Consider the following 20,059-nt stretch of genomic DNA (forward strand, 5'->3'; position numbering starts at 1 on the left):
GCAAGACTAACGCCTTGCCTTGGTTTACAACTTAATACGGTGTTCCAACACCGTTACAACTGAGTTCTGCTATACCGCAGTTTTAGAGTGGCCTCTATTTATAGTGCACTTTGCACTTTCTTAGCCACATCTTCCGATACCCAACCTTGCCATACCGCTGGGAACTCGCTCAGGAAGTGGTACATACCTTCTTCACCGTCTGCTTGGTTATCTTCCATCCAAGCAAGTAGTTGGTTCATCTCATCATTAGTGAAACCACGTGTCGTTAGGTAGTCGTACGCTTGAGGAGAGCGAGAAGCAAATGCTTCCGTTGTCACTGTGTGAACTGGTGATGGTGGGTACATCGTTGCTTTAGGATCAGCACAATCTTCTTGAGTGGTACAGCCTACAAACTCTTCAAGGTTCACACCGCTGCCGAAATCTACCTTCACCATATCGTACTTACCAAGCACGGCTGTTGGTGCCCAGTAATAACCAAACCAAGCTTCTTTGCGCTCGTACGCTTTTGCGATCGAACCTGACAAGCCAGCACTTGAACCAGGGTCAACAATTTCGAAACCGGCACTTTCTAAATCCAATGCTCTAAATAGATTTCCGGCACTGATTTGGCAGTTCCAACCAGCCGGACAGCTGTAAAACGCTGATGAATCTTTGCTCTCTGGGTGTTCGAAGAGTTCCGCATGTTTAATGACACCATCGATCTTCGCCATTTCTGGATACTGCTCAACAAGATACTTAGGAACCCAAAATCCCTCTTCGCCACCATTAACAAGTGACTTACCTGCATAGCGAAGTCGCTTCTCCGCAACACCTTTATCAAGCGCATCTTTTAGCGCGTTACTCCAAAGTTCAGGGGCGATATCTGGTTGGCCTTTTTCGATCATTGAAGTGCCTGTTGGCATAGTGTCGCCTGGAACTAGCTCCGCGTCGCAGTCATACCCGTGTTCAAGGATAAAACGGTCAATATTGGCAATCAGACTTGCTGAACTCCAGTTCATGTCTGCGATGGTTACCGTACCACACTCATCGGCTTGTACCGTTGTAGACGCAGCCATCAAAGCTAAAGCGGCCATTTTGATCTTCATAGAGTTTCCTTCTCTCTTTTAACTATTTTATGCATCATGCGAGCACAATAATTTAGAACTCAAACCAAGCAAATTACTGCACCAGTGCGTAACTTATCACATTATTTAATCAGAATAGACGAAATTATCTTAATTTGTAGATAACAGGCTGATTGTTCGCCTATTTATGTTAACAAATTTAGAGTATTGCACACCATATCACGGATTTTATAGTTAGAACTCTAACCATTAGTGTTAGTAAGGATTTAAGAGCAGGGAAAACGAAAAAGGAGAGCCTAAGCTCTCCTTTTCTTTTGTAACGTTCTATCGTTAGGATACTGTTATTGCATCTGAATCAAATGTACGAGTCGATTTGCTCTGAAGCTGCTGCTTTTTCCTTAATTGAATGTGGCATAGCTCTAGAACCAATCCAAATGCCATCGCGAAATAGACGTAGCCCTTGTTAATATGCAGAGCAAAACCTTCTGCCATTAGCAATCCACCGAGTAGCACTAGAAACAATAGCGCTAAGGTTTTGAATCCAGGGTAGTCAGTCACCAAATTATTGATCTTCTCTGCTGTTAAGACCATGACTACAGCAGAAGACAGAATCGCGGCAACCATGATTGGAACTTCACTCGTTAAACCCACAGCGGTTATGACTGAGTCCATGGAAAAAACCGCATCCACAGCGACAATCTGCAATAGTACAATTGCCATGCCAGACGTCACTTTTGCTGAGTGACTAATTTCAGTGTGATTCAACCACCCCCACAACTCTTTCAAGCTTTTGAGTAGCAAGAATGCACCACCAGCGATCATAATCACATCGCGGCCAGTAAACTCGAAAGCACTAAACGAAACAACAGGCGCAGTTAGCGACATTACCCAGGCGATCGAAAAGACTAAGCCAATACGTGCGGCAACGGCCAAACCAATACCAAGGTTACGGGCAAGCTTTCTCTGATGTTTTGGCAAGCGTTCGCACAACACGGAAATAAACACGACGTTGTCTACACCGAGTACCACTTCTAACGCAAAGAGTGTGGCGAATATAGCCCAGGTTTCAGGCTGTAAGAATAGTTCTATCATGATGACGGCTCCTGAGAATGGGAACCAAAGGAAGTGTTCAGTCGACTAAAGGGGTCGTCCATTTAATGTGTATACCTCTGTTACTTAGGGATTTACAGTAGACCACTAATTTTCAGAGTCAGCAATAGCGCTATTTGTATCTAAATGTAAGCACCATTCACAAGTTTTCATGACCTGCATGCCGGTAGATGAACAGCCAAAGATTAGCGTTAAACTTCGTAGAATGGAGCAGGATCGAAGCTCAATGAATTGGGTGAGATCGCTTTAGCGATCTTAGCACCGCCACTTTTCAAATTGACAAAAGCCACATCAGTAAAGCGTTTAAACTTGTTTGAGTAAAAGCATTTCACTTCCGGCTTGAGCGATTCTTTCTCGTTAGAACTCCAAACTATCCCTACTCGCCCGTCATTTAACTCAACTAGAGAGCCTACAGGGTACACACCAATGCAATTGATAAATTTATACACCAAGTCTTTATCTAGATGGAAAGGCGTAAGGCTCAGAATGATCTTGAATGCCTCTGCGGAATTCATGCCTTTTTTATAACAACGGTCGGCCGTTAAAGCGTCGTATATATCGACAATACCACTCATCCGCCCATGGACCGGCATTTGCTCAGCAGTAAGGCCCAGAGGGTAACCGTTGCCATCCAGTTTCTCATGGTGCATCAGACAAACATCTCGACTGACCTGGCTTAAACCATTTACATTTTCGATGATGGCTTCTGCGTACACCTGGTGAAGCTTCATATGCTCAAACTCTTCTGGGGTCAGCTTACCTGGCTTATGCAGTACCTTGTCATCGACTTTAATTTTACCAACATCATGAATAATGCCGCCAATCGCCATCTGCTTCAGCGTTTCTTTTTCCATACCGAGAAAACGACCAAACGTCACCAACAAACAGGCAACGTTCACTGAGTGTTCCAGTAAATAGGCATCTTTTTTACGTAGTGCTGAAACACACTGCAGAGCATCAGGATCAATCAGCACGGACTCAATCATGTCGTCCGCCCAATCTTCAATAATATCCACTTCAATGACTTTGCCACTGAAAGTCATATTCATCAGCTTTTGAGCGAGGCTTCGCGCTTCAGTGATTAACTTTTTGGCTTTCTTTTGGTGATTATCGCGGTTGTAGCTTTTAGGCTTTTTAACGACGTCAGTAGAACTAGGAACACTGCTTGAACCCGCAGTTATGGCATGTTCTTGTTCACTTTGTTCAGACTCTCCCTCCGCTACAGGCACGAATTTACAACCTGCCGCAGAGAGGCTGACGTCAACCCATGCGAATTTAACGCCATTATCAATTAGCTGATTCACTGCTTTCTGATTTGATACTCGCCCAGCGTTGGCTAGGTTGACTCGCTTGTTATCCTCAATACCAGTAACAAACATCCCTATTTCTAGGTTGTGAATAGATAACTTGATGGAGTCTTCAACATTGAACTGCATGGTTAATAAAAACTACATTATTTGTTAATACAATTATCATTATACTGAATGAAATCCTGAGTGCACCTCAAATATTTTAATTGATTAGCCCTTTATCTAAAGCAAACTTGGCCAGCTCCGCCGTCGAGTGTAGATCCAGCTTGTGTTTAATGTTCTGCCTATGAGTTTCAACAGTTCGGTAGCTAATGTTGAGTAAAGTCGCGATTTTCTTGCTGCTGTTCCCCTCCGCTACCAGCTTAAGTACCGCTTCTTCTCTGCGACTTAATGGGTTAGGTTTCTGTGCAGCCGGCACCACTTCTTGGTTAAACAGCGTTTGCGTGACGGATTCACAAAAATAAGTCGAGCCTTGATTCACTGTTTTTATTGCTTGAACCATTCTGCGTGAACATATCTCTTTTAGCATGTAGCCCACTGCACCAGCCTGCATGACTTTCATAATGTATTCACGATTATCGTGCATGGTCAGCATCAATACTTTAGCTTCAGGGTGCTCTTCTCTGATTAGTCGGGTCGCGTCTATGCCATTCATCAGTGGCATACTGACATCCATTAAAATCACATCTGGTGTTAACTCGTTAACCACATCGATCGCTTCCATGCCATTACTGGCTGTTCCGACAACCTCTATTTCTGGCTCAAGCTCCAGACGAGCGATAAATCCATCCAATACAACTTGGTGGTCATCGACAATTACCACACTAATTGGTTTATCCATAAACGAGTCCATCTAAATTAAGTAATACGATTATCTCTGTGCCAAATCCAGGCTCACTCATGAGTTCAAAATCTCCACCGATAAACTCTACGCGCTCACGCATGTTACGTAGCCCAATACCTTGTCTACCACCTTGTGAGCCTCTAGCCTTAAACCCTACTCCATCATCTCGAATCATCAACTGCAGCATGTTACCCATCTGCTGTAAGATGATCGTGACTTTATTCGCATGCGCGTGCTTTTCGATGTTGTTCAATGATTCTTGAGCTACTCGATAAAGCGTAGTGGCCGCTTCTGATTTTAGCTTCCCTTTTTGCGTATCAAACAAGGTTTCGATTTCTATCCCTGAGTGCGAACGAAAATCCTGTAGCAATGTCGTGAGTGCAGCTTCTAGACCAATATCATCTAACGCACTTGGCCTTAGTTGATGAGAAATGTGGCGAACTTCATTAATAGCCGTCATTAACGAGTGCTGCGATTTATCTAAGTGAACTTTAAGGGCATCATCTTCTAGTTTATGCCCAAGCAGCTCTAGATGACACTTGCTCGACACGAGTAACTGATTAATTCCGTCGTGCAACTCACGCGCTAAATGTTTCTTTTCGTCTTCTTGAAACATCACTGTTTTATGCGCCAGCTCTTTGAGGTTTTTGTCCGCGACTCTGTGTTCATGCAGATTAATTGCTAATGTCAGTACGATGATGACCGCAACAGTCACCACTAAAATCACCACAATCGAAAAGAATGTTGTCTCTATGTTGTTGTTTATCGCCGCCTGCATATTGGCGACTTCTAAGCTAACATCTTCAATATATAGGCCAGTTCCAATCATCCAGTCCCATTTTTCCAACCAAGCCGCGTAGCTGAGTTTGGGTACAGTCTCGCCAGTTGAGGGTTTTTGCCACAAATATTGATGAAACCCACCTCCCGTTTTCGCCTGATGTAATAACTGCTCGATCAAAAAGTCTCCTTCTTCATCTTGAATGTGCAGCAGGTTCTGCCCAACAAGTTCAGGCAAGATTGGATGAACCAAATTTGTCCCAGTTTCATCGTAAGCAAAAAAGTAACCATCAGAGCCATAACGCAGTCGAGTCAAAATAGCTTTAACTTCCGCCTTAGCTTCTGCTTCTAGCGCATCGGGATCATTGTAGACATAAGAAATCGCATCAAACGCTAGATCAACGCTGTCTTTAAGTGCCGACTCTCGAGATTTAATGAGGTTATCCCGAAAAATCTCGACTTCTTTTTGGCCTAGCGTTTTCGCTTGATAAATGGAGATCCAACTGATGCTGATTGTCACAATCAGTAGTGGCAGCAGGGTCAGCAGTATCAGTTTGGCTTTTAGAGGCATTCCGTTTCCTCAATACAAAAACAGCTTACTCAACATCAAGTAAGCTGTTTCACTGTATCAACTCATTGCGCTTCAATGAATCCAGAAGATCACAATAATTACATTCCGTAGAACTCAGGGAAGACGAGAATCGAAATCAGGACGAAGATTTGGATCGCAATGAATGGCATGACTCCGCGATAAATATCTTGGGTGGTCACCCCTTTTGGTGCAACACCTTTTAAGTAAAACAGGCTAAAGCCAAAAGGTGGGGTCAAGAAAGACGTTTGAAGGTTCATCGCTATGAGAATAGCAAACCACGTCATATTGATACCCATCAACTCAGCGACTGGCGCAATAATCGGAACGATAATGAAACAAATCTCTACGAAATCGATGAAGAACCCAAGAATGAGTATCACCAACATCGTAATGATCAAAAAACCCCACTTTTCGCCCGGGAGTTGTAGCATCCACTCTTCGACTAAGTAATCACCGCCAGTGTAAGTAAATGCCATCGAGAATGCCGTCGCACCAAGTAAAATCGCGAACACCATAGCCGTTACTTTTACAGTTTCTTTCGAAGCCGCGTAGATCATCGACCAGCTAAACTGGCGGTACATCAATGACAATACGATTGCACCAGCACCACCTAGCGCAGCAGATTCCGTTGGCGTAGCGACACCAGCAAAGATGGAACCCAATACCACAACAATTAGCGCAAGAGGTGGAATAACAGCTTTAAGAGCAGTGATGACCTCTTCTTTACGGCTGATTGATTCATCGCGTTCGATCGGTTGTGCTGCCTGCGGGTTTAGCTTAGCGTAAATCAAAATGTATACGACATAGGCGCCCACCAGCATCAGTCCAGGCCATACGGCTGCAGCGAACAGATCACCGACCGGCACACCAAGTACATCACCCAGTAAAATGAGAACGATAGAAGGTGGGATAATTTGTCCTAAAGTGCCAGACGCACAGATAGTGCCGCAAGCAAGGCCCTTGTCGTAGTTGTACTTTAGCATCACTGGCAACGAAATGAGTCCCATCGCAACAACGGATGCGCCTACCACCCCCGTAGAGGCTGCGAGAAGTGCGCCAACAAGTACGGTAGAAATTGCGATACCACCACGCACACCGCCAAACAGCCTACCCATCGACTCTAAAAGTTGCTCCGCCAAGCGCGTTTTCTGCAGTACTAAGCCCATGAAGACAAATAGCGGTACAGCCATCAATACAGTGTTTTCCATGATTGACTGAATTCGATATGGCATAAAGGCAAACATTTCAATGCCTTCTGCCCACACACCAAATATCAGTGCGATACCACCAAAGGTAAAGGCGACTGGAAAACCAAGAAGTAGCGCAAACAAGGCTACAAAAAACATTACAATACCGATCATCTTGGAATTCCTTTTACGACTTATCCATGGACTGAGCGTGAACAAGGTGAGGGTTAAATATCTTGTTCAGAGAATGAAGCATTAAGCCAATACCACTGATGGCCATTAAGAAAAACGACAGTGGAATCATTGCCTTAATAATCCAGCGATAAGGTAAACCACCAGGGTCACCTGAAGTTTCGCCTAAGGAGTAACTTTCTTTGGCAAAATCGATACCAAACCAAGCGACTAACATACAGAACGGAAGTAGGAAGATTAATGTACCCAGTAGGTCTATCACTGCTTGAGCTTTGTTAGAAAGACGCTCATAGAAGATATCCACTCGAACATGGCCACCTGCTTTAATTGCGTAAGGAACTCCCAACAAAAATACCGCAGAGAATAAATGCCATTCCATTTCTTGAAAGGCAATCGACACGTCGTTGAATACGTAGCGCATAACTACGTCATACACGACGTTGGCGAGTAATAAGATAAATAGGATGCTCGATAACCATCCTAGGGTATCCCCTATTCGGTTAAACAATCGCTCGATATAGATAAGACTTCTCATTCCCGACTCCATGGAACGTTAAGTGTGTGCAGCGTATCGATTGGCTCGACCGCTGCACGTTATTTAGAATAGATTTCTTGGGCTTCTCGGTGAGCGCTACTCACCGAATTTTTATTATTTTGTTGTATAGGTACTTATTAAACAAATAGTGGTTTTATTGAGCACTGCTGTTTAGGTACGCACGGTGTGAAATATCCGTCCAAGAGCGAACCTGTTTAAGGTAGTCAGCTTGAGATTTTTGAATCTCTTTCGCCAGTTCATCTTTTTCAGCATGCTTAGCTAATAAGCGATCATTGGCTTCTTTAAGTGCAGACATTACTTCTGGTGGGAAGTCCTTAACTTGAACATCTGGATACTCAGACTTCATAGACGCCCAGTTCTTGCCACTTTCATGCGTCGCTTGGGTATACATGTCATACGCTGCTGTTCTCATTGCAACACGTAAGATTTCTTGAAGATCTTCAGGTAGACGATCCCAAGTACGCTTGTTCACTAAGAACTGAAGCTCTGAGCCAGGCTCATGCCAACCTGTGTAGTAGTAAGGTGCGATTTTGTGGAAACCCATACGCAAGTCGAGTGATGGACCAACCCACTCTAATGCATCAATCGTGCGGCGCTCTAGAGAAGTGTATAGTTCACCCGGTGCAATGTTCGTCGGCTTAGCACCTAGCTCAGCGAGGATTTCTCCAGCAAAGCCCGGAATACGCATTTTTAAGCCTTTAAGGTCGTCGACAGAGTTGATTTCTTTTTGGAACCAACCGCCCATCTGAATATCAGTGTTACCACCAGGGAAAGACATCAAGTTATGTGGAGAGTACACCTGCTCCATTAACTCCATACCACCACCATGATAGAACCATGCATACTGCTCTGCCGGAGTCATACCAAATGGCATAGACGTAAAGTACAGCGTATTGGGTACCTTACCTTTCCAGTAGTAAGAACCAGAGTGGCCCATGTCGTACTGGCCCGATTTAACCATATCAAACACGCCAAGTGGCGCTTTGTGTTTGTTGGCTGAGTCGATACGAATTTGTAGGCGACCATTCGACATTTTTTCTGCCATTGCGGCCATATTTTTTGTCGCATCACCAAACACAGGGAAGTTTGGTCCCCACGTTTCAGCAAGTTTTAGTCGATATACTTTATCAGCAGCTGTAGCCGAAGTCGCCAGCATAGCAAAGCAAGCTGCCGCGACGACAGCCGTTGTTTTCATGACTCTTTTTAGCGAGTTTTTGAATAAGACTCATTGTTCACGTCCTTTGTTTGATTCATGCCGTTATCAAATGGCACCGATGTTCCAAGACAAAGATGTGCGAGTTTTCTATGTTTGAAAATCAGCGTGAACACGCAGAAATTTACCTACCCTATTCTTTGTTCACACTTAAGTTTTACGTATAACTACGTAGGAATAAGTAGATATATTAAATTTAATTATTATTATTCATTAAGTTATGTTTTCTAAACTCTAGTGGAAAACAACAAAGATACGTACGGGATACTATTCACCAAGTTATTAATAATAGATTTCATAAATGTGACGAAGCACCAAATTGAATGCAGTGGTAACGATTTAAGCAAAGTATGTAATTGTTGGTTCAAGAATCGCTGACAGGCTTTGCACAGACGCACATTGAAGTGGCTCTACAGTGTATTTACGCTCTAATTTACGAATATTCCCCGAAACAAAGCAAACGTTTGCTTTTTATGTGGAAGCGGGAAAAAGTTCTGGTATGATGCCCACATATTCGAGCTCTAGTCGCATCAATTTAGCCGTGTACTAGAGGTACTCTCTGTTTGACGTTTTACAAAATAGGAATGTCTAATGAGCCTTGCAGATCAAGTTTTAGCCGTCAACGACGACCTTCCAATCCGCACAAATAAGCCAGTACACAGTGGTAAAGTACGCTCTGTTTACTGGTTGACTGAAGAAGATAGCCAGCGCCTTATCAAAGAAAAAGGCTACGATGTATCTCCAGATGCACCGCTAGCGATTATGGTTATTAGTGACCGAATTTCGGCATTTGACTGTATTTGGCACGGTGAAGGCGGACTGAAAGGCGTACCCGGTAAAGGTGCAGCGCTCAATGCTATTTCGAATCACTGGTTTAAACTGTTCAAAGAAAACGGTTTGGCGGACAGCCATATCCTAGACATCCCTCACCCGTTCGTATGGATCGTTCAAAAAGCCAAACCTGTCATGATTGAAGCGATTTGTCGCAAGTATATTACAGGCTCAATGTGGCGCGCGTATGAAAAAGGCGAGCGAGAGTTCTGTGGTATTGAAATGCCAGAAGGCCTAGAGAAAGACAAACAGTTACCAGAACTTCTTATCACTCCATCAACCAAAGGTATTCTAAAAGGTATTCCTGGTGTGCCTGAAGCGGATGACGTGAACATCACTCGTAAGAATATCGAAGAGAACTTCGCAGCGTTTAATTTCACCAAAGCAGACGACATAAACGTCTATGAAACGCTATTAAAAGAAGGTTTTGGCGTCATTAGCGAAGCATTAGCGCGTGTTGAACAGACGTTCGTCGACACCAAATTTGAATTTGGCTACGTAACAGATGCCGCAGGTAATGAAAAACTGATCTACATGGATGAAGTCGGTACGCCGGATTCTTCACGTATTTGGGATACCAAGGAATACAATTCAGGAAACATCGTAGAAAACTCAAAAGAAGGGTTCCGCCAATTCCTACTGAACCATTTCCCTGATCCAGATATCTTGCTCAATAAAGAGCGTATGCCTGAACGTGAAGCACTAGCGCGCGACAACGTGTTGCCACTAGATGCGCTAATGGATATTTCTAAGACCTACACAAGCATCGCAGAAACCATTACTGGTCAGCCAGTTGTTCTTAGTGATAACCCTAAGCAAGAGATCATCGATATCTTGAGCAGCCAATATGGTCTAATTGATTAACCTCGACTTCCATTCGTCATAAAAAACGCCAGCGTAATGCTGGCGTTTTTCGTTGGTCGCTTTTATGTCTTACAGTTTAAAGCGGCTAATTTCTTGCTCGAGTTCGTGCGATAGAACCGAAAGCTGAGAGGCTTGGTCAGCCGCTTCGTGAGCTTCGTCAGCTAATTCATTCGATACATCACGAATACCCACGGTATTGCGAGTGATTTCAGAAGTCACAGATGCTTGCTCCTCCGCAGCTGACGCAATTTGTGTCGCCATATCACTAATACGCTCAACGACTGTTTGAATCTGGATCAGGCTTGCCGCCGCGCTATTTGCATCATCAACACTCTGCCCTGCAAGCTGACGGCTGTCGTCCATAATACCCACGGCTTTACCCGTTGTACCTTGCAGAGTTTCAATCATGTTTTGAATCTCTTTTGTAGACGCGTGTGTGCGTTGGCTTAGAACGCGTACTTCATCTGCCACAACAGCGAAACCTCTACCCTGCTCACCGGCTCGAGCGGCTTCAATCGCGGCATTCAATGCAAGTAAGTTGGTTTGCTCAGCTATGTCTTGAATAGTTGAAAGGATTGTACTGATGCTGTTGCCGTGAGCTTCCAGCTCTTGGATAACGCCAGTCGCCACTTGCACTTCTTGCTCTAGGTTCTGAATAGAGCCCTGCGTTTGTGTCACTTGCGCTGCACCATGCTGACAAGCTGTAACTGCTTCCCCAGAGTTTTGTGCAGTATGATCAGCATTACCTGCAATTTCTTGAGTAGCTGCCGCCATCTCGTTAATTGCGGTTGCCACCATATTGATCTCGTCTTGTTGCAGGCGAATACGCGCGCTTCGCTCCTCTGCATTCGACGCTGTCTGCTTGGCCTGAGCAGAAAGAGAAGCCGACACTTCACCTAGCTTGCTGACCATGGTGTGCATATTACCCACGAATACATTGAAGTTTGTCGCCAATTGACCAACCTCATCATTGCTGCGCGGCTCTAATCGCTGAGTAAGGTCACCTTCACCTGATGCGATTTCTTCAAGTGCTTTTGATACACGAGCAAGATCTTGGAATAGGTAGTTAACTAAAAGTGACACTACAGCAATCACGATGAGAGTGATGACAACGGCAGTGATAACAAGGTCGGTAAGAAGCTCGGCGTGACCCGCTTCTTCTGTCGCTTGATCCATTTCGATGGCAAATACCCAGCTTGTGCCTGGTACTTTGTCAAAATAGAACAGCTTGTTCTCACCACCTACCACAAATGTTTCAATGCGTTCGGCATCGGCTGCTGATTGAATCCTATCAATCGTCAGTGATTCCGACAGTGAGTTGATAGGCTTCAATGAAAAGTTTTTATCTGGATGCGCGAGGAAAGTGCCATCTTGGGTATCTATCAGCATCGAGTAAGCATTCTTACCGACTTTTAGGCTAATCACGTCATTAATCAACTGGTCTATCAGTACATCTGCACCAACAACGCCGATGTACTTTCCATTTTGTCGAACAGGTTCAGCAATGGTGACAAGCAGAGCACCAGTAATGGCATCTTTGTAAGCTGTAGTAATAATTTGAGAGCCAGCTTTGTCAGCGTCGATGTACCACGGACGCTGTCTAGGATCATAATCTGCACGGTTGCGTTCTGGGTGTGAACGATACATTGCGCCTTCAGGTGTGCCTAGGAAAATGTCGTCAAACCCACCCGCTTTACGAGCTTGTTGTAAAAAGGGAACCACATCTGATTGTTGGCTGTAATCGTTAAATGCGGTAGCAATATCTTTGCGTATGTTTACCCAGTCAGAAATTCCTACTGTAGCAGTAGTCGCAATACTTACCGCTCGTGAATGAACACTATTCTGAGTTTGCTCATACAGTTGATCGGCAGACAACCAAGTCAATATCGTAGCCATGACCACCACTGCGGACAGGCTCGCCCCTATCAATTTTTGTTTTAAAGTCAGTTTCATCATTATTCTTATAAAATCCGGAACATTGGAAGCGCAGATATTAACCACATTTATAGAATCTTGCACGAGAAAGTTCGATTAGTGAGATCTATACTAACCTCATGTAATGTAAGGAAAATGTTACGACCATTTATTGACAGTCGACAAAAATGTATCGGCACTTTTCTAATGAATTACTAGCGCTATTTTTCCAATATTTATCCATTAGATTGAGATTGGTGTACTATGTAAAAAACAATGGATCTGGAGTCCTAAATGGAAGCCGAACTGCTTGAAATACAGAACTTTCTATCACAACACCCTCCCTTCGATGAGCTGCCGGAAGATGCATTAGAGCTCGCCACTCGAAATGTTGAAATATCCTACTATCGTCAAGATACGCCGATTATTCACTTCGGTGACAACATTCACGACCTCTACATTGTTCGAAGTGGCATCGTTGAAGTGTATAGACGTAAAGGTGAGCTTTATAACCGCCTTGATGAAGGAGCATTGTTCGGCCAAATGGGCTTACTTACCAATAATAAGGTGAGATTTCCAGCTAAAGCAATTGAAGATACTCTGCTCTACTGTATTCCAGAAGCAACGTTCCAAGAGCTGTACGATAACCATGACAGCTTTGCCGACTTCGTAGAAGTGGAAGACAACGCGCGTTTACGCCAAGCCGTATCCAGTACGAATGAGCAAAACGACCTCACCACTTCCAAGGTACGTACGCTACTCACCTCCGAAGCACCCACAATCGCCGGTACAGAAACCATTCAACAAGCCGCCGTAAAAATGGCTGAAGAAAATGTCTCTTCTCTGCTGATTGTAAACCCTAACATTAGCGAAGAAGATGAAGATGCTAGCCCTGTTCTCGGTATCATTACCGATAGAGACTTATGTACCCGTGTACTGGCTGAAGGCCTTGATCCAAGTGACGACGTAACAAGCGTGATGACCACTGATGTTATCTCGCTTGACCATAACGCTTATGTGTATGAAGCAATGCTGACCATGCTGCGCTATAACGTCCACCACCTTCCAGTCATCAAAGGTAAGCACCCTATTGGGATCATCGAAGCGACAGATATTGTTCGCTATGAATCTCAAAACTCTCTGTTACTCGTGAGCAGTATATTCCAGCAACAGAGCATTGAAGATCTCGCCAGCCTAGCGGAGCAAGTCAAAGATTCTTTTGTTCGTTTAGTCAATGAAGACGCAAACTCACACATGGTGGGTACCGCAATGTCAGTGATTGGACGCAGCTTTAAACAGCGAATTATCGAACTCGCAGAAGAGAGCCTAGGTACTCCTCCCGTCCCGTACTGTTTTCTAGCGTTAGGTTCCATGGGCCGTGACGAGCAATTGATCGTAACCGACCAAGATAATGCGATTATCCTCGACGACAGCTTTAATAAAGAGAAGCACGATAAATACTTCGCGGATCTGTCAAAGTTTGTTTGTGATGGACTCGACCGCTGCGGCTATACCTACTGCACGGGTGACATCATGGCAACCAACCCTGATTGGCGAATGACCCGTCGAGAATGGGAAGAGTGCTTTGCTGATTGGATTGATGACCCGAACCCTAAAGCTCTACTTAACGCCTCAATCTTTTTCGATTTAGATGGTGTTTATGGACGTTTAAAATGGGCTGAGCAACTTAATGGCTTTATCGTCAGACGCGCTCGTAAAAACAATCGTTTCCTAGCTTGTTTAGCGCGTAACGCATTGAATCGAACGCCACCACTTGGCTTTTTTAAAGACTTCGTGATGGAGAAAGATGGGCGTCATAACAACTCAATCAACCTAAAACGCCGAGGTACTGCGCCATTAGCCGATCTGATACGTGTTCACGCGCTTGCTGTTGGCTCTCGCTCTAGAAACTCTTTCGAGCGGCTAGACGACATTATAGATGCGGGAATACTGCCAAAAGGACGAGCTCAAGATTTAAAAGATGCCATGGAGTTCATTTCAATGGTACGCATCCGCCATCAAGCATTAGATGTCGAACAGAACATTGAACCGGATAACAATATCGAGCCAGAAAACCTGTCTGATTTTGAGAGACGTAACTTGAAAGACGCGTTCCAAATCCTAAGTAACGCGCAGAATTTCCTCAAGTTCCGCTACCAAGCAAGTAATAACTTTAAGTAGGTGCCAGCATGAAATTGTTGAAAACACCGACTATCGATTGGCCGAGTAAATTTGCACAGCGCCTTCAATTAGCGCAGCATCCAGCTTTGAAATCGTTCTACCAGCAGACTCTTCCTAATGCAGATACGCCAATGGATGAGATTGAGTTCATTGCACTGGATTTTGAGACAACGGGACTGGATCCAAAGAAAGACGACATTATCACTATTGGCCTTGTTCCTTTCACGTTGAACCGAGTGTTTATCAATCGCGCGAAACATTGGACAGTACGCCCGAGGAAACAACTTAAAGAAGAGTCTGTTGTTATTCATGGTATTACTCACAATGATGTGCTCGACGCTCCTGATCTGTCAGAGATTATCGAGGAAGTGCTAGAAGCCATTCAGGGACACATTTTGGTTGTTCACTATCGAAGAATTGAGCGCGAGTTTTTGGATCGTGCGCTAAGAACGCGCTTTGATGAAGGAATCGAGTTTCCCGTCGTCGATACCATGCAAATCGAAACAGCCATTCAGGCCAAATGGGCGGGTGGTTTTTGGAACAGATTGAAAGGTATCAAACCACAGTCTGTACGTTTAGGAAAAAGCCGGCTAAGGTACAACTTACCCGCCTACACACCTCACCATGCTCTAACCGACGCCATCGCGACGGCCGAGTTACTGCAGGCTCAAATAGCGTATCACTACGATACCAAGCAAGCGGTAAGAGATTTTTGGCTGTAGCTTGTATCTTTATATAAAAAAGCCGGAGATGAGTCTCCGGCTTTACTACTAACACCTAGATAGAATTCTTTAAATACTAGGAATTGCTGTAGCTTCTAACTCAATTTCCGCTCCCCAAGAAGGTTCCGAACGCTCTTGCAATAACGTCCCACGATTGTTGATCCACACTGTTGACACATCAGGTATTTCAGAAGAGGCAAATGTAGTCTCGCTGTATACTTTACATGCGTAGAATGTACCCGCTTCCACTGTGATTTTTTCCTTACCTAAGTAGACTTGGGTATAGTCAAAATAGACTGGGTTTAAGTCCATATACGAAGAGTTTTCTGGAGCAGAATTAATATTAGCCAAACTTACGTTTGCAGACTGGCCATATACCGTTTCAACACCTAGTAAAATTTCATCATTGTTTACGACTTCAGGTAATACCGCTTTTGCTTGACCCCAAGTCCCATCACCTGCTGCTGTTTCACCATACTGTCCGAAGTAATAGTTTTGGTTACTATATTGATCTTCAACGAACAAATCATTGCCATCTTCATCTCTACCCAGTACCTCGGTTTTTGTCAATTCTCCTTCCGACAACACTGCAGGTAAATCGACTACATTCGTTTCTGTTAGCCATGAAAAGTTACTTCCTAAATAAGTAAACTCATATTCTCGGTCAGTATCATTGAAATCCACATCGTAGATATGCTTATCTCCCACTTCTGCTTCATAGTCAGCATCAGGAAGTTCTGCCAAACATGAAGCAAGCGTCATTGGCTGTGTATAGTTATCCAGAATAAACGTTACTGTCGCTGTGTCGAAAATATACTCAGCGTCACTCGCTTCATTTTCTTCATAATGACTTACTCGAACAAAATCGTTGTATAACGCAAGGTAGAACTTCCCATCGTCATCATTAATACTGGACCAAGAATAGTCATAGTCTTCGTATACGACTGATGGGCTGGCCACTTCACGAAGCGTTTCTCCATTTACTTCAATATCTCGCCAATTACCTTCCTCTTCTAGCTTCTCTAGGCTTCCATCTACCCAAATGTGGTGATAATAATATACGGAACCATTTTCAAGTAGCTGAGCCATGACGTTTCCGCCATTCCAGCCAATTACAGATATGAGGCTTTCATAATTCGTGCTGCCCGTTCGATCTGCGCTATCTGTAGCAAGAGTATCCGCCAGTGTTTGTGCATATGAACCATCGATCAACACACTGTTACAAGCACCATTTAACGCTTCTCTATTATCACACCAATCACCCTTGTTGAATGCATAATACCCATCGACAGTAGCTTCGAATTCTACTTTATACGCAGTTGTATCTGCTGGAAAATTTAAGTCTTCGGAGACAACTTCTCCCCAAATACCGTCACCGCCTGTTTTAGACAATACAGTTGATACACTTAGCCCGCTTATATCTACTTGTTCAGCTTCAGCGATTTCGCTTAGCTCAGGAGTCGCCATTACTAATAGAATTGAACCTTCATCATTAATCTCAATCGATTCAACGGCATCATCTTCGTCTACCCACCCATTAGAGCTCAATATGACACCTTCATTTTCACCGTTAGATTCTAATACAACAAATTTAGCGGTCTTATAGTCAAACTCATATTCAGTGTCACTAATTGAGTCATCTGAGTTCAGCTTGAGTTGACCAAACTCCAAAATTCTTGGCGTATTGCCTTCTTGCTCACTCCAAAACCAATTAATTCCTTCACTTGCAACCAAAGCCCCTAAATTAGCCGCAGATGAGTTTTTAGTTGCCTCGTTCTCTTCTATTTTCTCTTCAAGATTATCTTGGTCTAAATCTATCAGGCTAGAACCGATACTCGTTGCAATACTTGAAGAGTCAAATTCATCTTGATCGGCATATTGTTCGACTTGCTGTACGATATTGGAAATTACCTGTGTTACTTCTTCCAAGATCAGACTCGTTAGTTGCTCAACCGAAATACCCGCGCCACTTGCTGCTGCTTCAAGTGCGTCTGTATTATCAGCCATAATGCCCGCTGTCACTTGAGATATACGATGAAGATTTTCAAAAGCGGCTTGTTCTTCAGCCGAGTAATCGTCGGAAGACTTAGCTTCAACATAATCTTCTGTGATATCTAAGCTCGTTCCCAATTGAGTTTTGATTTTTGCGGTAGCTTCTTCTACAGAACTTCCATTCTCAATTTCATTCTGAAGCAGTGTCGTAATTGGGCTAATGAAGTCTGAACCAGGAGGGGCTGTCAAGGTATAGCTTTTCGCGAGTGTTACATCTGGATTATCGAGATCAATGGTTTGATTTTCAACGATCTCTATTAGAATCACCCCCTGCTCTAACTGTTCTTGAGTAATACCAGATATAGTAAACTCACCGCCATCTCCAGTTACTGATGAAGGTTCATCATCATTACATACCTTGTCACCATTTAAATCGAGGCAAGCGTTAGCACCCACTAAATACCCGTCGGCTGCTTTCGCAGTTAAAGATGTTGTAGCTGCACCTTCATTAGTTGTGTCAGTGCTCGAAGTGTCATCGCTTCCACAAGCAGCTAATGTTGCCGCGACAGTAATCGCCAATAAAGAACGTTTAGTATGCATCCTATATCTCCGTATATAATCTAGGAACGCTATGTTAGTTCAGCTCCCTAACCCAAAGGGGGGCACCTTGTTACATAGCAATAAAACTTCCGTCGCAAATCATACACACAGATAATTTAGACCAATAACTCAAATCAAATACATATGCGAGACATATCTTACAATTGACCTTCTAGTCAACTAATCATTAATTGTCTCAGTTCTAAAACAAGATTTACCAATTGCTAAATAAGTGAACCGTAATCGGCAATGTACTCTAGTGGGAAATAAAAAGGAGCCTTTCGGCTCCTTTTTCGTTTTCTAAATACCTAGTATTTTTCAGTGCGCATACCTTTAAGTAAGCTCACACACATCAGCAACAAGATCAGTGTAAACGGCAGTGCTGTCGATATTGCACCTGCTTGTAGAGCCTGAACCGCTTCAGTGCCACCAATCCAAAGAAGCGCTACAGCAATAGCACCTTCCATAAATGCCCAGAATACACGCTGAACAACTGGTGCATCTACCTTACCACCGGCAGTAATACTATCGATAACCAAAGAACCAGAGTCTGATGAGGTGATAAAGAACACTAGTACCAGTACAACCGCAATGATTGAAAGCACTGAACCAAATGGCAATACATCAAACATTTGGAACATCGCCAACGATACGTCAGTTAAGCCTTCAGAACCTAGTTGACCAACGTTATTGATAACTTGGTCGATTGCCATGCCACCAAATACTGACATCCAGATAACTGTTACAGCCGTTGGTACAAGTAGTACTGCTGTTAAGAACTCACGAACAGTGCGACCTTTAGATACGCGAGCGATAAACATACCAACAAATGGTGACCAAGATACCCACCATGCCCAGTAGAATACCGTCCAACCTTGGAACCATGTCTCATCTGGTCGGCCGTGTGGGTTACTTAATGGGATGAAGTTTTCAATGTAGGCCATTAACGTTGTAGGGATAGAACCCAGCGATACCGCCCAACCAATTAAGCCCACTAGAATCAGTAGTAAGAACGCAATGATCATGTTGATGTTACTGATGACTTTCACACCGCCGTCAATGCCACGTAGCACAGATACAACCGCTAAGAGCGTCACTACCGAGATCACAACAATTTGCAGCCCCATACCCGCATCAATTCCGAACACGTGGTGAATACCACTTGCGGCTTGCTGCGCACCCAGACCTAATGATGTCGCTAGGCCAAATAGCGTTGCTAGTACTGCTAGAATATCAACAATGTGACCCGCCCAACCCCAAGCACGATCACCAAGAATTGGGTAAAAGATCGAGCGGATAGAAAGAGGTAAGCCCTTATTGTAAGCAAAGAATGCTAGTGACAATGCCACAACACCATAAATTGCCCACGGATGAAGGCCCCAGTGATACATGGTCGCACCCAAGGCTAACTTAGCGGCTTCCGGTGTGTTCGGTTCAACGGCCAGAGGCGTTTCAAACCAGCCAGTGAAATATGCGACAGGCTCTGCGACGCTCCAGAACATCAAGCCGATCCCCATACCGGCCGCAAACAGCATCGCGAACCATGATACGTATGAATAGTCCGCGGTCGCATCTTGGCCACCCAAACGGATCTTTCCGTATGGTGAAACGATAAGCGCCAAACAGAAAATTACGAAAATGTTGCCTGACCAGATGAATAGCCAGTCAAACGTTCCGATGATTTTCAGCTTAATTCCATCGAGTACGGCTTTAGCTGATTCAGCATCTGTCACTAATGTAGCTAGTAGAAATAGTGCGATTAATCCAGCGCTCACGCCAAATACTGGATTGTGAACATCAAAGCCCCATTTTTGTACATTATCCTGACCGACTGTGTAGTCGGTACTGTCGATACTGTACTTATCAATACCCTTTGTCATTGTTCCTCTCTCAATTGTTTCTTTAACGAAAGTTATGAGCACAACGAAGTGCAGGAAGAACTCCTAGTGAATATTTCGTACTCATAACAGTGGTTAAAACGAAGTTTCTACAGAACATTCTACGCCAATCCTTTCAACAATCCAGTAATGTCCTATTTTTTAACCACTTTCATACACACTATCCATTCAAATGCTGAGTTTTCATACAATCTGTTCAACTAAAAAATCAC

General features: G+C 43.9%; 14 protein-coding genes. 3 read left to right on the plus strand and 11 right to left on the minus strand.

All coding sequences use genetic code 11. From position 1 onward, the window contains the following. Positions 1 to 98: 98 nt before the first annotated feature. From J4N42_RS07960 to J4N42_RS07995, 8 genes are all read right to left on the minus strand, one after another. On the minus strand, positions 99 to 1,085 hold the full coding sequence (locus J4N42_RS07960) for an ABC transporter substrate-binding protein (RefSeq protein ID WP_252027318.1): 987 nt from the start codon (positions 1,083 to 1,085) through the stop codon (positions 99 to 101). Between the two features lie 309 nt (positions 1,086 to 1,394). Further along, positions 1,395 to 2,156: a TerC family protein gene (locus J4N42_RS07965; RefSeq protein ID WP_252027319.1), complete on the minus strand. Its 762-nt coding sequence runs from the start codon at positions 2,154 to 2,156 to the stop codon at positions 1,395 to 1,397. A gap of 209 nt (positions 2,157 to 2,365) precedes the next feature. Beyond that, on the minus strand, positions 2,366 to 3,610 hold the full coding sequence (locus J4N42_RS07970; protein WP_252027321.1) for a cyclic di-GMP phosphodiesterase: 1,245 nt from the start codon (positions 3,608 to 3,610) through the stop codon (positions 2,366 to 2,368). A gap of 76 nt (positions 3,611 to 3,686) precedes the next feature. Beyond that, positions 3,687 to 4,325: a response regulator gene (locus J4N42_RS07975; protein ID WP_252027322.1), complete on the minus strand. Its 639-nt coding sequence runs from the start codon at positions 4,323 to 4,325 to the stop codon at positions 3,687 to 3,689. Next, positions 4,318 to 5,676: a cache domain-containing protein gene (locus J4N42_RS07980; RefSeq protein WP_252027323.1), complete on the minus strand. Its 1,359-nt coding sequence runs from the start codon at positions 5,674 to 5,676 to the stop codon at positions 4,318 to 4,320. The genes J4N42_RS07975 and J4N42_RS07980 overlap by 8 nt, the downstream gene beginning before the upstream one ends. A gap of 98 nt (positions 5,677 to 5,774) precedes the next feature. Beyond that, positions 5,775 to 7,058, minus strand: a complete 1,284-nt coding sequence (locus tag J4N42_RS07985) for a TRAP transporter large permease (protein ID WP_252027324.1) — start codon at positions 7,056 to 7,058, stop codon at positions 5,775 to 5,777. Positions 7,059 to 7,071: 13 nt separating this feature from the next. Next, positions 7,072 to 7,611: a TRAP transporter small permease subunit gene (locus J4N42_RS07990; RefSeq protein ID WP_252027326.1), complete on the minus strand. Its 540-nt coding sequence runs from the start codon at positions 7,609 to 7,611 to the stop codon at positions 7,072 to 7,074. Between the two features lie 154 nt (positions 7,612 to 7,765). Continuing rightward, positions 7,766 to 8,827 (minus strand): TRAP transporter substrate-binding protein, encoded by a 1,062-nt coding sequence (locus tag J4N42_RS07995; RefSeq protein WP_252027328.1) that lies wholly within the window; start codon positions 8,825 to 8,827, stop codon positions 7,766 to 7,768. 609 nt (positions 8,828 to 9,436) lie between these two features. Between J4N42_RS07995 and J4N42_RS08000 the strand changes: the two genes are divergently transcribed. Next, the gene (locus tag J4N42_RS08000) at positions 9,437 to 10,540 is read left to right on the plus strand and encodes a phosphoribosylaminoimidazolesuccinocarboxamide synthase (RefSeq protein WP_252027329.1); all 1,104 of its coding nucleotides are present in this window, start codon (positions 9,437 to 9,439) and stop codon (positions 10,538 to 10,540) included. 69 nt (positions 10,541 to 10,609) lie between these two features. Here the strand turns inward: J4N42_RS08000 and J4N42_RS08005 are convergent, their stop codons facing one another. Next, positions 10,610 to 12,493, minus strand: a complete 1,884-nt coding sequence (locus tag J4N42_RS08005; protein ID WP_252030808.1) for a methyl-accepting chemotaxis protein — start codon at positions 12,491 to 12,493, stop codon at positions 10,610 to 10,612. A gap of 255 nt (positions 12,494 to 12,748) precedes the next feature. Between J4N42_RS08005 and J4N42_RS08010 the strand changes: the two genes are divergently transcribed. Both J4N42_RS08010 and J4N42_RS08015 read left to right on the plus strand, forming a co-directional pair. Further along, positions 12,749 to 14,635: a DUF294 nucleotidyltransferase-like domain-containing protein gene (locus J4N42_RS08010; protein ID WP_252027331.1), complete on the plus strand. Its 1,887-nt coding sequence runs from the start codon at positions 12,749 to 12,751 to the stop codon at positions 14,633 to 14,635. Positions 14,636 to 14,643: 8 nt separating this feature from the next. Beyond that, complete coding sequence (locus J4N42_RS08015; RefSeq protein WP_252027332.1) at positions 14,644 to 15,357, plus strand: 3'-5' exonuclease; 714 nt, start codon at positions 14,644 to 14,646, stop codon at positions 15,355 to 15,357. 69 nt (positions 15,358 to 15,426) lie between these two features. Here J4N42_RS08015 and J4N42_RS08020 read toward each other — a convergent pair whose 3' ends face one another. Then, positions 15,427 to 17,949: a hypothetical protein gene (locus J4N42_RS08020; RefSeq protein ID WP_252027333.1), complete on the minus strand. Its 2,523-nt coding sequence runs from the start codon at positions 17,947 to 17,949 to the stop codon at positions 15,427 to 15,429. Positions 17,950 to 18,257: 308 nt separating this feature from the next. Beyond that, positions 18,258 to 19,829 (minus strand): BCCT family transporter, encoded by a 1,572-nt coding sequence (locus J4N42_RS08025; RefSeq protein ID WP_252027334.1) that lies wholly within the window; start codon positions 19,827 to 19,829, stop codon positions 18,258 to 18,260. Positions 19,830 to 20,059: the final 230 nt, after the last annotated feature.

Origin of the sequence: Vibrio sp. SCSIO 43135 (assembly GCF_023716665.1) — a bacterium.
Classification (GTDB): domain Bacteria; phylum Pseudomonadota; class Gammaproteobacteria; order Enterobacterales; family Vibrionaceae; genus Vibrio; species Vibrio paucivorans.